This window comes from Streptomyces sp. cmx-4-9 (genome assembly GCF_046548835.1).
Lineage (GTDB): Bacteria > Actinomycetota > Actinomycetes > Streptomycetales > Streptomycetaceae > Streptomyces.
Genome location: NZ_JAEBEE010000004.1, coordinates 357170 through 371719 on the forward strand (window position 1 = coordinate 357170; position 14550 = coordinate 371719).

Here is a 14550-nt window from a genome sequence, read left to right on the forward strand (position 1 = left end):
GCGACATCTTCCCCGCTCGGGCGGTCCGCGTCGATCACTGCGGGTTTGATCGTCGGTACTTCCCGACCTCGACGGGCGCCGCCGGCGCGCCGCGCCGCGTCCGGGGACCGCTGGAGGGCGCGCCGGGCGCACGGGGACCCGGGGCGGGGGCCCGGGTGCGGGGCACGCACCGTCGTCAGACCGTGATCACCGCCTTGCCGAGGAGCTCCCGGGATTCGATCGCCTCGTGCGCCGACGCGGCGCGGTCGAGCGGGAAGGTGCCGCCGATCACCGGCCGCAGGACGCCATGCGCCGTCGCGCGAAGGGCCTGCGCGACGAGCCCGGCATGCTCGCTGTCGGACAGCCGGACGTCTCCGATGCCGAGCAGCCGGACCCCGCGGGCCGCCGCCTGCGCCGGGTCCACCGCGGCGAAGCCGCCCGTCGGTGCCCCGTGGGCCGAGAACCGGCCGCCGTCGGCGACCAGGGAGAACGCGGCGAGGCCGACCTCGCCGCCCACCCCGTCCAGTACGACCTCCGCGCCCCCGCCACCGAGCGCCCGGCGGGCCTGCTCCACCCAGTCGGGCACGGTCGCGTCGACCACGGCGTCCGCACCCAGCTCCCGTACCAGGGCGGTCTTGCGGTCACCGCGGGCGACACCGACGACGGTGGCGCCCGCCGCCTTCGCCAGCTGGACGAGTACGGTCCCCATGCCGCCCGAAGCGCCCGTGACCAGCACCCGCTCGCCCGGCGCGAGCGCGGTGGCCCCGAGCAGCTTGGCCGCTGTCGCGCCGTCGTGCACCAGGGCCGCGGCATCGGTGAGGGAGACCTCGGGGGGTACGACGGCCAATGCCTCGACCGGCGCCACCGCCAGCTCCGCGTAGCCGCCGGTGAATCCGATGGACGCCACGACACGCCGCCCCGTCCACGCCCGGTCGACTCCCTCGCCGGTCGCACGGACCGTACCGGCCATGCCGCCGCCCGGGACGTACGGCGGGACGACCGGGAAGAACGCCCGACCCCAGCCGCTGCGCACCTGTGTCTCCACGAAGAGCGTGTCCACGGCGGCCACGGCGACCAGCACCTGGCCGGGGCCCGCCACCGGCTCGTCCACCTCGGCGGGAACCAGTACCCGAGGTCCACCGAATTCGATCACTTGTGTCGCGCGCACGCCGACCACCCCTCCGCTGCGGCTGCCGGACTCCCCGGCGGCCATGCCCTCACCCTCCGCCCTCAAGCGCGGTTGAGGTCAAGTGATCACGTCAGACCTCGGCTTCCCGGCCGGCCCGGGGCCCTGCGCCCGCGACATGCGCACCGTGCCGCATCGGCCCACACTGACCGCATGAGGTGCACCCGTACGGTCTTCCTCTCGCTTGCCGGCCTGGCGGCCGCGCTCCTGCCGGCTGCGGGGACGCCCGCGCTCACGGAATCCGCCGCCGGGCCGTCCTCGCAGACCTGCGTCAGCTCTGCCGGCCCCGCCCGGGGCCCGGCGCGGCAGGTCCTCGACATCGCCGAGCGGGCCCGCCGGGAACTCGGTCTGAACGCGGTGACCCTGCGGGTCTCCTCCCGGGGCCGGGAGGTGGTCACCGCATCCCGGGGCGAATCGATGACGGGGGTGGCGGCGGATCCCTCGATGCACTTCCGGACCGGTTCCGTGGCCATCGTCTACATGGGCGCCGTCCTGCTCCAGCTCGTCGAGGAAGGCAAGGCCTCCCTCGACGATCCGGTGTCCCGCTGGCTGCCCGAGGCGCCGCACGCCTCGGAGATCACCCTGCGGATGCTCGGCAGTTCCACCTCGGGCCTCCACGACTACGTCACCGACCCGAAGTTCCTCGCCGAGTTCGAGGCCGCACCCTTTCGCCAGTGGACACCGGACGAGGTCATCGCGATCGCCGCAGCGCACCCCCTCTGGTACGAGCCGGGCACCAACTGGAGCTATTCACACGCCAATTTCCAACTCCTCGGCGCCGCCCTGGAGAAGATCAGCGGCCTCTCCCTGAACCGGCTGCTCACCGAGCGCGTGTACCGCCCGCTCGGGCTGGACCAGACCGGCAACCAGTCCACGCCGCAGATCCCGGACCCCGTGCTGCACTCCTTCAGCAGCGACCGCGGCACCTATGAGGAGGCCACCTTCTGGAACCCCTCGTGGACCACCGCACCCGGCGCGGTGCTCGTCCAGGACATCTGCGACCTCGAACGGTCCGCCCGTGCCATCGGGACCGGTGAGCTGCTCTCGGGCCAGTCCTTCCGGACCCAGCTGAACCCGGGCACCGTCGGTCTGGGGCACGCGACGTCCACCTGTGCGGCCTCGGTCTGCCTCGCCAACACCGAGGCCCGCCACTTCGGCCTCGGGGTGATCGTCGTGGACGACTGGATCCTGACGAACCCGTCGTTCGGCGGCTACGCCGCGATCCAGGCCTACCTGCCGTCGCAGCACCTGTCGATCGCGGTGACCGTGACCAAGGGGCCCAAGAGCCCTGAGCACAATTCCGCGGAGACCATCGCCGAACGCATCAGCGCCGCCCTGGCTCCGGATCACGTCCTGACGATGCGCTGACCGTACGCTCTCCGCCGCACGTGCCGGTCGTACCCCTGCCCGTCGAACCCCTGCCGGCCTTACGCCGGCGTCCGCCTCCCCGCCGAACGGCCGGCCACCGGCGAGCGGCGGTGCGGTCAACGGGTCCGGCCGTAACGGACGTCCTTGCTCCAGATGCGTTCCAACCGGACTTTCGTCCCCGGCCGGGGGGCATGCCAGATCTTGTTGTCGCCCGCGTAGATTCCCACGTGCTCCACGGTGGAGCCCTGCGCGAAGAACACCAGGTCACCCAATGCGCGTTTGTCGCGGGACACGTGAGAAGTGTGCTCGTACTGCTGCTCGGCGGTACGGGGAAGCATTTTGCCCGCCTTCCGGAAGGAATACAGCATCAGGCCCGAGCAGTCGAACCTTCTCGGCCCGGTGGCACCGCGCGCATAAGGGGCGCCTTCCTTGGAAGCGGCCACGGCCACGGCTTTTGCCCCGAGTGAAGTGGCCGCGCCGGCCGGGGACACCGGGCCGGCCAGGGGGCCTGCCGAGAGCAGACAGAGGAGCAGAAAGAGGCGAGGGGGACGGAATCCGGTGGTGCGTCGGACAACTCGGTGAACCCGTCTGGCTGTCGGGGAGTCGCTCCTGCAGATGGACATCGCAATACCTCCGCGTTTCGGATGGAACTGTCGGCCGATCGGATACCTGGTCGGGTCCTGCTTTCTCGGGTGCCGGCAAGGGTGCGCAACGGCCGACAATTTTCCCCGACCTCGTCCCGAATTCCGTTGAGGACATGGGTCGATAGGTATCGATTCTGCAAAAAGTTCCACGCAATGCGGAAAAGCCCTGGTCGAGGCCCGTCCGCAGACGATTCCACCCCGCTCGGACTCCTGTGCTCCCGCGCCCTATGTCAGACCTTCACCCTCTGTCACTGGCCAGCCGGTGTCTGGTCGTCCGCCACCGCGGAGGAGCGGGAGGGCGGGACCGGGGTGCGCGCCCCGTCCACGTACTGCGCCGCCCGGGGCCGCCCCACCTGCGTCCATTCGGCGAACCACCAGGCGCCGGTGACCACACCCGCCCACAACAGCCCACTGAGCAGGGCCGACCGCCAGGGTGCGTGCTCACCCCAGCGCTCGACACCCGTCAATGCCACCCAACTGACCACGAGAACAACAGCCGTACGAACGCGTCGATGCCTGAACATGCGGCCCGCTTACCCCGATGGCGTGCGCTGAACGGAAGTGGCGCCCATTGATTCGGAAAGGCCGATGCATGCCGTCCCGGCCGCATACAACCGCTGATTGCGGTCAGGCGAGCGGAGAAGCATCCGGCGAAGCGAACGGAGTCACGACATGGACTGGCGTCACGCGGCCGCCTGCACGCAGGTGGACCCGGACCTGTTCTTCCCCATCGGCAGCGGAGGCCCGGGGCTGCTCCAGGTCGAGCGGGCGAAGGCGGTGTGCCGTGCGTGCCCGGTCCTGGACGACTGCCTGAAGTGGGCCCTGGAGCAGGGCAACGACATGGGCGTGTGCGGCGGCCTCACCGAGGAGGAGCGGCGCGCCGTCAAGCGCCGGACGGCCAGGACCATCCGAGCCCGCCAGGAAGCCTGAGCCGCTCCCCGGCCGACCGGCCGGCCGGCCGGCTCCCCGGCCACCGACCCCTCGACTGACCGTCTCCCCGCCTGACGCTGCCCCTCGCGGAGGTCAGAGCCGGTCGACGTCAACGACGGCGCCCCGCCCTCACCCTCCTGTGACCGGAGGATCGGCGCGGCCGGTCCGCCGGACCGCACCTGCCCCGCACCCCGGCGCATCACGGCCCGACCCCGTTCGGCCGAGTCGGCCAGGGGCCGCCGGAGACGCCCAGGGCCTCCGGCACACCTCGACGCTGTACGGAGTGGATCACTCCGGATGTCACGATGCCTGGCGGAATCGGCCCGGGCGGTGACGCGGCCGCACAGCGACGAGAGGGAGACCGTGACGTCCCATCAGGTGGTCGACGAAACAGCCCAGCCCATTCCGGGCCAGAGCAGGCCGGCCGCCGACTCGCCCCCCGCGATGGCCGGACCGTCGGGGCCCGCGGCGGCGCGGCCGGACGCCGAACTCCTGATCGCGGCCTCCGTATTGCTGGCGGACGCGGCCCTCGCCGCCAAGCAGGCCGGCGCGGAACTGACGGGAGCCCTGACCAGCTGGCGGCTCGGGCTGCGCGCCCTGCGCCGCCCCGAGTGGGCGTTCGGTGCAGCCTTGTCCTGCGCCAAGGCCCTGACCAGCCCGTCAGGACTCGGCTTCGGCCCCAACGGCGGATTCGCCGGGGAACTGGCCCGGATGGCCGGGAACATGACGTACCGGCGTCCGGCCGCCGTGGCCATGGCCGTGGACGCCTTCGCCCTGCGCATCGAAGCGGCCGCCGTCGAGCACCCGAACCTCACCTCCCCCCTGGCCCGACGTCTCACCGACGCCATGGTGGACGGAAACCGCTGGGAAGCGCTGCGGGCCCTGCACGCGCTGGTGGAGCGGCTGGGCGTGACCCGGGCCCTGACCACCGTCAGCCCCGTGATCATGGAGCTGCTGGCGTTGCTGGGGCTGCTCGACGAGAACCCCGTCAACGACAGCTTCTCCTGGGTGACCCTGGCCGGAGGGGTACCGGACACGGACCCCTTCTTCGGGCTGCCCAGTTCGGTGCTCCGCCACCTCAACCCGGGTCCGGGACGCGCGGAGCGGGTCGAACCGGACTCCATCCTGGCGAAGGTCCTGCGGTCCTCCTGCAACGACATCGTCAGCTACATCAACGACATCGGCACCCTCGGCAACCACGGGCTGGTCCTGCTGCGCCGCGTACGGGGCGCCGACGGCCTCGACCGGTACGTGCTCCTGCTGCCCGGTACGAGCTTCGGACTGCCGAGCAACAGCACCCCGCAAGACCTGATCGGCGCCTTCGACGGCTGCCTGCGCTCCGACACGACCTACACGCGCGCCGCACGGCAACTGCTGCGCCGGGCCGGGGTGCCGGCCGGTTCGGAGCTCATGTTCGTCGGCCACAGCCTGGGCGGGCTGACGGCCATGAACCTGGCGATGGACGTGGACCTCGCCTCCACCTACCGGATCACCCACGTGGTCACCCTCGGCTCTCCCATCGACAACAAGCGCCCCGCCGACCACACCACGCAGGTCATCAGCCTGGTCAACAAGCACGATGTGATCCCCATGCTCGACGGACGCGGACCGGCCTCCCCCCACGACGTCCCCGCCGACTGGGTCGAACTGACCTGGCTGGACGAGTCCTACGACTACCCGCTGTCGCACGCCCCGCAGGCCTATTCCGACACCCTGCGCGGGGAGATGGCGCACCACCGGGACCGGGTGAACGCACTGATCGCGGCCTACGACGGCGAGGTCGTCGGGAACCAGCCGTACATGCTGCGCGACAAGTGACCCGCGCCACCGGCCCGGCAGGCACACATCAGGGCCCGGTACCCGCACACCGTGACCTGTGACCACGAGGGAGACACCACCGATGACCACCCGTCACGACGGTCCATCCGCGACCGCTCTGCGCCGTGAGACGGCCTCGCCGCTGGAGAACATCCTGTTCAGCGCCGCGCTGGCGGCCCGTCGCCTGCCCTGGGCGGACCTGCCGACGCGCACGCTGGGACTGGACGCGCTGACCCGCGAAGGCCTCACCCACCGCCTGATGGCCCACCTCCAGCGTCACCGGCACGGCCGGCCGGCGCGGCTGCGCACGCCCTACGGCACCTTCCTCGTGCCGGCGGACCGGGCGGATGCCGAGAGCCTGCTGGCCGCCGCCGACGGTGCAGGCGCGCTGGGCAGCCCGTACGCCCTCGCCGCCGACGGGAGCCGCCGCGGCCTGTCCCCGCACGCACTGCCGACCACAGCGCCCGACGCGCTCACGGAGGACGAACTCGACCTCCTCGCCGCCCAGGTGACCGAGCACCTGCTGCCCGTCCTGGGAGCCCGCCGTGAGGACGGCACCCTGGACCGCGACCACTGGCACGCCGGCATGCTGCGGCTGAGCCGTCGCGTCGTGGTGGGCGCCGCAGCCACCGAGGACTCCCTCCTGAGCGAGATCGTCACGGCGGCGGCCGCCGCCGCGGGCAGCCGTACCCACGAGGAGCGGACCGCGGCCGTACGCCGGCGCCTGGCCCCCTACCTCGCCGAGCCCGACCCGGCCTCCCTGGCCGGCCGACTGGCCGCCGACGCCGAGGACGCCGAGCAGGCCGACCTGGTGGTCGCGCACGCACTGGCCCTGGTGTCGACGGCCACCAGCGTGTCGGCGCTGCAGGCCCTGGCCCTGCTCGCCGCGGGAGCCGCCCCCGCGACCCCGCCCACGGCCTCGCCGGAGGCGGCCATGGAGCTGGCGTTGACGCGCTACCCCCCGCTCGCCACGGTGGTCCACCCGGTGCGTGCAGCGTTCGGTGGGCAGGACCGGCCCCCGCTCGCCCCGGGGGACGAGATCCTCCACGACGGGCAGTTGTGGGCGCAGCACGCACCGGGTGAGCGGACCGACCCGGCGTGGGCGCTGTGCGGCAGCCCCTCCGGCTGCGGCACCGCGCGGTTCGCCGCCCTGGTCGGCCGGGAGGTCGTCCGCATGGCCACGACGGGGATGCGACCCCTCCTCGTCGCTCCGCGGTGCGCCGCGGAACGGTTGCCGGACACCCTCGACCCCCGGACCCTGACCGTCACCCTCACCGCGTCCGACGCCCCCTGCGGGGTACCGCTCGGGCACGGCGGCCCGCATACCGCGCACGGGGCGCGGGGCCAGGCCGACGCGGACCGGCTCGAACTGCACGCGCAGCGGCTGTCGGCCTGCGCCGCCGATCCCGGATGGAACGGGAACGAGACCGGCGAGCGGTTCCGCATGACCCTCCTCGCGCACGCCGACCGCTGTGCGAACGCGGCTGCCGACGTACGGCGCGCCGCGCGGCGGCTCTCCGACTGACCCGGCCGCGCACGAGGCGTCCGCTCCTGCGTCCACGGGGCGGACGCCTCGGTACGTTCCGTCCCGGCCAGCCGTGATCAACAGCCCGCGCGGGCGTTGAACCGGCAGAACCGTCCCGTCGACATATCCGTCGACATCCCGTCGAGTGACGTGCGATGCGAGAGTGAGGTCCCCGTGAGGGACAACGTGGCCGAGATCATCAGGGCGACCGGAGCCGAGTTCGGCTCTGCCCGGCGCCTGCTCGGCGAAGCCGGGGGAGTGGCATGGGACCGCCTCCTGGAATGGCTCGTCGACGACTACTTCCGGGTGGTCGCCCTCGGCCTGGAGAACATCCCCGCCGAGGGCCCGGCCGTGATCGCCGTCAACCACTCCGGCGCCTGGGGCCTCGACGCGTTCGTCCTGGACAAGGTCCTGGGCCGGGCACTGGACCGGCGCGTACGCTTCCTGGCGGCCCCCTTCGTCTTCCGCACCCCCATCCTGGGCCGCCACGCGCGCCGCCACGGCGCACTCCCGATCGGCCCCACGGCGGGCGTCGACCAGCTCAACGCGGGAAAGCTCGTCGGGGTGTACCCGGAGGGCATCGCCGGTCTGGAGAAGCCGTTCACCGAGCGGTACCGGCTGCGCTCCTTCAGCCCGGGCTTCGCGGTCGCCGCGATCCGCTCGGGCGCCCCCGTGGTGCCGGTCGGCATCGTCGGAGCGGAGGAGGCGTGCCCCAAGCTCGGCGAGGTGCCCACCCTGGCCCGGCTCCTCGGGGTCCCGTACTTCCCGGTCACCACGCCGTTCCCGCTGCCGTCGAACTGGACCATCACCGTCGGGGAGCCCATCCCGGCGCCGGCCCGGCCCGAGGGCCTGGCCGCCCGCCGGGACGCGGCACGGCAGCTCAGCGAGAGGACGCGGTACGCGGTCCAGGAGCTGATCGACCGCGAACTGGCCGAACGGGAAAGCCTCTTCGACTGACCACGGTGTCCCGCGGAGTTCGCCTGCGCCACCCCGCTCGGCCCCCTGCGGCAGGGCGCCCGACCGGCCGGCCGCCCCTCCCGCCCACCCGCCGCCCGTCCTAGGCTGGTCCGGAGTCGGGGACGGCGCTGTGGAACGCGGCGTCGAACGAGGACGCCGGCGGGTCGAAGTCGTACCGCTTGAGCGTCGCGAGCGCTTCCGGTGCGCCCGCCAGCCGGTTCATGCCGGCGTCCTCCCACTCGACCGACACCGGGCCGTCGTAGCCGATCGAGCGCAGCATCCGGAACACGTCCTCCCACGGCACGTCCCCGTGCCCGGCCGAGACGAAGTCCCAGCCGCGCCGCGGATCCCCCCAGGGGAGGTGCGAGCCGAGGCGGCCGTTGCGGCCGTCGAGCCTCTTGCGCGCCTCCTTGCAGTCCACGTGGTAGATCCGGTCCCGGAAGTCGTACAGGAAGCCGACCGGGTCGAGGTCCTGCCACACGAAATGGCTCGGATCGAAGTTCAGCCCGAATGCGGGCCGGTGCCCGACCGCCTCCAGGGCCCGCTGCGTGGTCCAGTAGTCGTACGCGATCTCGCTGGGGTGGACCTCGTGGGCGAACCGCACCCCCTCCGCGTCGAAGACGTCCAGCACGGGGTTCCACCGTTCGGCGAAGTCCTCGTAGCCGCGCTCGATCATGTGCTCGGGCACCGGCGGGAACATGGCGACCAGGTGCCAGATCGAGGATCCGGTGAACCCGACGACGGTACGGACGCCGAAGGCGGCCGCCGCCCGCGCGGTGTCCGCCAGCTCCCGGGCGGCCCGCTGCCGCACCCCCTCCGGCTCTCCGTCCCCCCACACCCGGGTGGGCACGATCGCCCGGTGCCGCTCGTCGATGGGGTGGTCGCAGACGGCCTGACCGACGAGATGGTTGGAGACCGCCCAGCACTCCAGACCGTAGGTGTCGAGCAGCTCCCGCCGCCCGCGCAGATAGGCAGGGTCGGCGAGTGCCTTGTCGACCTCGAAGTGGTCGCCCCAACAGGCGAGTTCGAGCCCGTCGTAGCCGAAGTCGCGGGCCAGTCGGCAGACCTCCTCCAGGGGCAGGTCGGCCCACTGGCCGGTGAAGAGGGTGAAAGGACGTGGCACGGCGGGAACTCCTCAGTCGGCGACGGGCGTGTAGACGGCGTTCTTCGCGGCGCTCTCCTCCACCGCCGCCAGCACCTGCTGGACCTGCAGTCCCTCGGCGAAGGAGGGGGAGGGCGCGGTGTTCCCCGCGGCGACGGCCTGTACCAGGTCGTGCGCTTGGTGCACGAAGGTGTGCTCGTAGCCGAGGGCGTGGCCGGGAGGCCACCAGGCCTGCAGGTACGGATGGCCGGGCTCGGTGACCAGGATCCGGCGGAAGCCGGCCGACACGGCGGGCTCGGTGTGGTCGTGGAAGGACAGCTCGTTGAGCCGCTCCAGATCGAAGGCGAGCGAGCCGCGCTCCCCGTTGACCTCCAGCCGCAGGGCGTTCTTACGGCCCGCCGCCATCCGCGTCGCCTCGAACGAGGCCAGCGCCCCGGACGTGAACCGCGCCGTGAACAGCGCGGCGTCGTCCACGGTGACCCGGCCCCGGCGGCCCGGCCCGTACGCCGCGGACTCCGTGGCGGCGCCGGCGGGCAGCGGACGCTCCCGGACGAAGGTCTCGGTGAGCGCGGACACCCCCACCAGCGCCTCCCCGGTCACGTACTGCGCAAGGTCCACGGCGTGCGCCCCCAGATCGCCGAGCGCCCCCGACCCCGCGTGCTCGCGTTGCAGCCGCCAGGTCAGCGGGAACTCCGGGTCGACGAGCCAGTCCTGCAGGTAGGTGACCCGTACGTGGCGCAGCGCGCCGAGCCGGCCGTCGGCGACCAGCCGCCGGGCGTACGCCATGGCGGGCAGGCGCCGGTAGTTGAAGCCGACCATCGCCACCTGCCCCCGCGCCGCGGCCGCCTCGGCCGCGGCGGCCATGGCCTCGGCCTCGGCGACCGAATTGGCCAGCGGCTTCTCGCACAGGACGTGCTTGCCCGCCGCCAACGCCGCGACGGCGATCTCCGCATGGCTGTCGCCCGGGGTGCAGATGTCGACGAGCTGCACATCGTCGCGTGCGATGAGGGCCCGCCAGTCGGTCTCCGCGGCCGCCCAGCCGTGCTGCTGCGCGGCCGCCCGGACGGCAGCCGGGTCGCGGCCGCCGATCGCGGCGAGGACCGGCCGCAGCGGCAGGTCGAAGACCCGACCCACGGTGCGCCAGCCCTGGGAGTGCGCGGCTCCCATGAACGCGTATCCGACCATGCCGACGCCGAGTGTCGGCACCGGCCGCGGGGATGCCCCGGCTGCGTCGCCGTCCGTCGGTTCCATACCGGCCATACGCTTTCCTCCTCGTCGGTTGCGCGGATGCGGACGGACCGTCAGTTGAAGCCCGTGGGCAGGTACCGGTCGACGTTGTCCTTGGTGACGACGGCCGAGTACAGGGTCACGGAGCCGGGGATCTCCAGCTCCGCCAGGCCGCCGACGCCCTTGCCCTGACCGAGGGCGCGCGCCAGGTCGATGGCGGAGGCGGCCATCGTCGGCGGGTAGAGCACGGTCGCCTTGAGCACGCTGTTGTCGGCCTTGATGGCGTCCATCGCGGACTTGGCGCCCGCCCCGCCCACCATCAGGAAATCGCTGCGGCCCGCCTGCTGGACTGCGCGCAGCGCCCCCACACCCTGGTCGTCGTCGTGGTTCCACAGTGCATCGAACTGCGGTTGCGCCTGGAGCAGTTGCGCCATCTTGGCCTGGCCGGACTCGACCGTGAACTCAGCCGCCTGGCGGGCGACCTTCTTGATGTTGGGGTAGTTCTTCAAGGCGTCGTCGAACCCCTGGGTGCGCTGCTGGGTGAGCTCCAGACTGTCCAGCCCGGCCAGCTCGACGACCTTGGCGTTCGGCTTGTCCTTGAGCCGTTCGCCGATGAACCGGCCGGCGTTGAGCCCCATGCCGTAGTTGTCGCCCCCGATCCAGCAGCGGTACGCCTGCGGGGAGGCGAAGATCCGGTCCAGATTGACCACCGGGATGCCGGCCTTCATGGCCTGGAGCCCGACCTGGGTGAGGGCCTTGCCGTCGGCCGGCAGGATCACCAGGACGTCGACCTTCTTGTTGATCAGCGTCTGGATCTGCCCGATCTGGGCGGCGGTGTCGTTGGAGCCCTCGGTGATCTCCAGGGTGACCTCGGGGTACTTAGCGGCGCGCTGCCGGGCGTTCTCGTTGATCGCATTGAGCCAGCCGTGGTCGGCCTGCGGTCCGGCGAAGCCGATGGTGACGGCCTTGCCGGGCTGCTCGGTGCCGGCGGCCGGGGCGTTGTCGGCCGCGGCGCCGCCCTTCGAAGGCTCGTTGGAGGTGCAGCCGGCGAGGAGGGCGCCGGCGGAGACGGCGGCGGTGCCGAGGAGCAGGCGTCTGCGGCTGGTGGGCGGGAGTTCGGGCATGGCGGGGAACCCCTTTCGGGTCGGACGGGGCAGGGCGGGGGTGGGAGCAGGGGCGGGGAGCGGCCCGGGTCAGGTCGCGGCGGAGCGCTCCGTACCGCGTTGGACCAGGACGGCGGCCACGATGATCGCCCCCTTGGCGATCTGCTGCACGGCGCTCTCCAGGTTGTTGAGGGCGAAGATGTTGGTGATGGTGGTGAAGACGAGGACGCCGAGGACGGAGCCGGTGATGGTGCCGCGACCGCCGCTCAGCAGGGTCCCGCCGATGATCGCGGCGGCGATGGCGTCGAGTTCGTACAGGTTGCCGTTGGTGTTCTGGCCCGAACCCGACAGGACGACCAGCAGGAAGGCGGCGATGCCGCAGCACAGCCCGGAGAGCAGGTAGAGGTGGAGCCGCTGGCGGCGTACGTCGATGCCGGCCAGCCGGGCCGCTTCCGCGTTGCCGCCGACGGCGACGGTGCGCCGGCCGAACGTCGTGCGGTTCAGCACCAGCCAGCCCGCGAGGGCGACCGCGGCGAACACCAGCACCAGCGGGGGCACCCCGAACAGGTAGGAGTCCGGCACGCCCAGGTCGAGCACGGGCTGCACGGTCACGATCTGCGTCCGGCCGTCCGTGATCTGCAGGGCGAGGCCGCGGGCCGCGGCGAACATCGCCAGGGTGGCGATGAAGGGCACCAACCCGCCGTAGGCGACGAGCAGCCCGTTCACCAGCCCGCAGCCGGCTCCGACGAGGACCGCGGTGAAGAGGATGCCCGCGAACCCGTACTCCTGGGTGGCCACGGTCGTCGCCCACACCGAGGCCAGCGCCACGATCGCCCCGACGGACAGGTCGATGCCGCCACTGGTGATGACGAAGGTCATGCCGACGGTGACGACCCCGATCACGGAGGCCTGGGTGAGCACCAGCTGGAGGTTGGAGGCGGCCAGGAAGGTGGCGGGGCTGGTGATCCCGCCGACCGCGACGAGTACGGCCAGCACCCCGAGCAGGGACAGGTTGCGGACGTCGGCGGTCCAGCCCGGGGCCGGTCTGCCGGCCGGGACGGACGGGGGCTGGGCTGCGAGGGGCGGCGGCCCCTGCGGGGCCTTGGAGGCGGGCTGCGTCATGAGCTCGGACTCCCTTCCATGACGAGGTCGAGTACGCGGTGCTCGTCCAGCTCCCCGGCGGGCGCCGTGTGCAGGACGCGGCCTTCGCGCAGGACCAGCACCCGGTCGGCGAGGCCCAGCACTTCGGGTACCTCGCTGGAGACGAGGAGGACGGCCAGTCCGTCCTCGGCGAGCTGCCGGATCACCGCGTACAGCTCGGCGCGGGCGCCCACGTCGACGCCGCGGGTCGGCTCGTCCAGCAGCAGGACGCGGCAGCCGCGCAGCAGCCAGCGGGCGAGGACGGCCTTCTGCTGGTTGCCGCCGGACAGGGTGCGGACCAGCGCGTCCGGGAGGTCCGGGCGGAGCGAGAGCGTACGGGTGGCCTGCTGTGCGGCCCGGCGTTCCGCCCCGCGGTCGAGCCAGCCGCCGCGGGAGAAGCGGGCCAGCGAGGACAGCGACACGTTGCGGGTGACGGACTGGAGCATCAGCAGGCCCTGCGCCTTGCGCTCCTCGGGCGCCAGACCGAGGCCCGCCCGGACGGCGGAACGGACGCTGCCGGGCGTGAGGGTGCGGCCGTCGACGCTGACCCGGCCCGCGGTGGGACGGCGGGCGCCGAAGACGGTCTCCAGGATCTCGGTGCGGCCCGAGCCGACCAGGCCGGCGAGGCCCACGATCTCCCCGGCGTGCAGCTCCAGGTCGAAGGGGGCGAACTCGCCGGTGCGGGCGAGCCCCTCGATCCGCAGGACGGGTGTCCCGCCGGGCGGCGCGGCCGGCCGGGCGGGGAACACGTATCCGACGTCGCGTCCGGTCATCATCGCCACCAGGTCCCGGGTGCGGGTCTCCTCGACGGGGACGGCGCCCGCCACGGCCCGGCCGTCCTTGAGGACCGTGACGCGGTCGCCGATGCGCCGGATCTCCTCCAGCCGGTGGGTGATGTAGACGACGGCGACACCGGCGGCAGTGAGGTCGGCGACGATGCGGAAGAGGTTGTCGGTCTCGTCGGGGTCCAGTGCGGCGGACGGCTCGTCCATGACGATGACGCGCACGTCGTGTGAGAGGGCCCGGGCCATGGAGACGATCTGCCGCTGGGCGGCGGACAGCCGGCCGACCGGTCGCGCGGGATCGATCTCGGGGTGGCCGAGGCGGCGCAGCAGCGCCCCGGTGGCCTTCCGGGCCTCCCGGCCGCGGACCAGGAATCCGGCGGTGGTCGGTTCGTGCCCGAGGAAGACGTTCTCGGCGACCGACAGGCCTTCGACCAGGTCGAGTTCCTGGTGGATGGTGGCGATGCCCAGGCGCATGGCGGCGACGGGCGACTTCAGGGACACGGCCCTGCCGCGCCAGGTGATGCGGCCGGCGTCGGGCTGGTGGACTCCGGCGAGCACCTTGATCAGGGTGGACTTCCCCGCACCGTTCTGGCCGAGGAGGCAGTGGACCTCGCCGGCCTGCACGTCCAGGTCGACGCCGGCGAGGGCGCGGACACCGGGGAAGGACTTGGTGATGCCGGACATGGTGAGCAGGGGTGGCGGCGGCAGGTGCGGAGCAGGTGGTTCCGGTTCCATGGCGGATCCCCTCGGCGGGTGCGGTGGCGCGTGCGCGGGCGGGTGGTGCCC

13 protein-coding genes are annotated in these 14550 nt (G+C 72.8%); 5 read left to right on the top strand and 8 right to left on the bottom strand.

Features of this window, described 5'->3' with window-relative positions; translation table 11 throughout:
• Nucleotides 1–175 precede the first annotated feature (175 nt).
• The gene (locus ACLJTM_RS15305) at nt 176–1192 is read right to left on the bottom strand and encodes a zinc-binding dehydrogenase (protein ID WP_411104098.1); all 1017 of its coding nucleotides are present in this window, start codon (nt 1190–1192) and stop codon (nt 176–178) included.
• 126 nt (nt 1193–1318) lie between these two features.
• Between ACLJTM_RS15305 and ACLJTM_RS15310 the strand changes: the two genes are divergently transcribed.
• Complete coding sequence (locus ACLJTM_RS15310) at nt 1319–2533, top strand: serine hydrolase domain-containing protein (RefSeq protein WP_411104099.1); 1215 nt, start codon at nt 1319–1321, stop codon at nt 2531–2533.
• A gap of 116 nt (nt 2534–2649) precedes the next feature.
• Here the strand turns inward: ACLJTM_RS15310 and ACLJTM_RS15315 are convergent, their stop codons facing one another.
• Both ACLJTM_RS15315 and ACLJTM_RS15320 read right to left on the bottom strand, forming a co-directional pair.
• The gene (locus ACLJTM_RS15315; protein ID WP_411104100.1) at nt 2650–3156 is read right to left on the bottom strand and encodes a C40 family peptidase; all 507 of its coding nucleotides are present in this window, start codon (nt 3154–3156) and stop codon (nt 2650–2652) included.
• A gap of 269 nt (nt 3157–3425) precedes the next feature.
• Entirely contained in the window at nt 3426–3701 is a 276-nt protein-coding gene (locus tag ACLJTM_RS15320; protein WP_411104101.1) for a hypothetical protein, read from the bottom strand.
• 148 nt (nt 3702–3849) lie between these two features.
• On the opposite strand from ACLJTM_RS15320, the gene ACLJTM_RS15325 reads away from it, so the two are divergent.
• The 4 genes from ACLJTM_RS15325 (at nt 3850) to ACLJTM_RS15340 (ending at nt 8407) form a co-directional block, all read left to right on the top strand.
• Nucleotides 3850–4107, top strand: coding sequence for a WhiB family transcriptional regulator (locus ACLJTM_RS15325; RefSeq protein ID WP_411104102.1), 258 nt, complete (start codon nt 3850–3852; stop codon nt 4105–4107).
• A gap of 363 nt (nt 4108–4470) precedes the next feature.
• Complete coding sequence (locus tag ACLJTM_RS15330) at nt 4471–5925, top strand: lipase family protein (RefSeq protein ID WP_411104103.1); 1455 nt, start codon at nt 4471–4473, stop codon at nt 5923–5925.
• 82 nt (nt 5926–6007) lie between these two features.
• The gene (locus ACLJTM_RS15335) at nt 6008–7450 is read left to right on the top strand and encodes a hypothetical protein (RefSeq protein ID WP_411104104.1); all 1443 of its coding nucleotides are present in this window, start codon (nt 6008–6010) and stop codon (nt 7448–7450) included.
• A 174-nt stretch (nt 7451–7624) separates the two neighbouring features.
• The gene (locus ACLJTM_RS15340) at nt 7625–8407 is read left to right on the top strand and encodes a lysophospholipid acyltransferase family protein (RefSeq protein WP_411104105.1); all 783 of its coding nucleotides are present in this window, start codon (nt 7625–7627) and stop codon (nt 8405–8407) included.
• Between the two features lie 100 nt (nt 8408–8507).
• Here the strand turns inward: ACLJTM_RS15340 and ACLJTM_RS15345 are convergent, their stop codons facing one another.
• The 5 genes from ACLJTM_RS15345 to ACLJTM_RS15365 all read right to left on the bottom strand — a co-directional run bounded on the left by ACLJTM_RS15345 (nt 8508) and on the right by ACLJTM_RS15365 (nt 14499).
• Nucleotides 8508–9530 carry a sugar phosphate isomerase/epimerase family protein gene (locus tag ACLJTM_RS15345; protein WP_411104106.1) on the bottom strand — a complete coding sequence of 341 codons (1023 nt, stop codon included), beginning with the start codon at nt 9528–9530 and terminating at the stop codon, nt 8508–8510.
• A gap of 12 nt (nt 9531–9542) precedes the next feature.
• Nucleotides 9543–10769 (bottom strand): Gfo/Idh/MocA family protein, encoded by a 1227-nt coding sequence (locus ACLJTM_RS15350; protein WP_411104107.1) that lies wholly within the window; start codon nt 10767–10769, stop codon nt 9543–9545.
• Between the two features lie 41 nt (nt 10770–10810).
• On the bottom strand, nt 10811–11860 hold the full coding sequence (locus ACLJTM_RS15355; RefSeq protein WP_411104108.1) for a substrate-binding domain-containing protein: 1050 nt from the start codon (nt 11858–11860) through the stop codon (nt 10811–10813).
• 69 nt (nt 11861–11929) lie between these two features.
• On the bottom strand, nt 11930–12961 hold the full coding sequence (locus ACLJTM_RS15360) for an ABC transporter permease (protein WP_411104109.1): 1032 nt from the start codon (nt 12959–12961) through the stop codon (nt 11930–11932).
• Nucleotides 12958–14499, bottom strand: a complete 1542-nt coding sequence (locus ACLJTM_RS15365; protein WP_411104110.1) for a sugar ABC transporter ATP-binding protein — start codon at nt 14497–14499, stop codon at nt 12958–12960. Before ACLJTM_RS15365 ends, ACLJTM_RS15360 begins: the two co-directional genes overlap by 4 nt.
• Nucleotides 14500–14550: the final 51 nt, after the last annotated feature.

Coding starts and splice junctions, on each gene's coding strand:
- ACLJTM_RS15365 (WP_411104110.1), bottom strand. CDS start 14,499: ATGGAACCGGAACCACCTGCTCCGCACCTGCCGCCGCCACCCCTGCTC.
- ACLJTM_RS15350 (WP_411104107.1), bottom strand. CDS start 10,769: ATGGCCGGTATGGAACCGACGGACGGCGACGCAGCCGGGGCATCCCCG.
- ACLJTM_RS15355 (WP_411104108.1), bottom strand. CDS start 11,860: ATGCCCGAACTCCCGCCCACCAGCCGCAGACGCCTGCTCCTCGGCACC.
- ACLJTM_RS15320 (WP_411104101.1), bottom strand. CDS start 3,701: ATGTTCAGGCATCGACGCGTTCGTACGGCTGTTGTTCTCGTGGTCAGT.
- ACLJTM_RS15315 (WP_411104100.1), bottom strand. CDS start 3,156: ATGTCCATCTGCAGGAGCGACTCCCCGACAGCCAGACGGGTTCACCGA.
- ACLJTM_RS15335 (WP_411104104.1), top strand. CDS start 6,008: ATGACCACCCGTCACGACGGTCCATCCGCGACCGCTCTGCGCCGTGAG.
- ACLJTM_RS15325 (WP_411104102.1), top strand. CDS start 3,850: ATGGACTGGCGTCACGCGGCCGCCTGCACGCAGGTGGACCCGGACCTG.
- ACLJTM_RS15360 (WP_411104109.1), bottom strand. CDS start 12,961: ATGACGCAGCCCGCCTCCAAGGCCCCGCAGGGGCCGCCGCCCCTCGCA.
- ACLJTM_RS15305 (WP_411104098.1), bottom strand. CDS start 1,192: ATGGCCGCCGGGGAGTCCGGCAGCCGCAGCGGAGGGGTGGTCGGCGTG.
- ACLJTM_RS15310 (WP_411104099.1), top strand. CDS start 1,319: ATGAGGTGCACCCGTACGGTCTTCCTCTCGCTTGCCGGCCTGGCGGCC.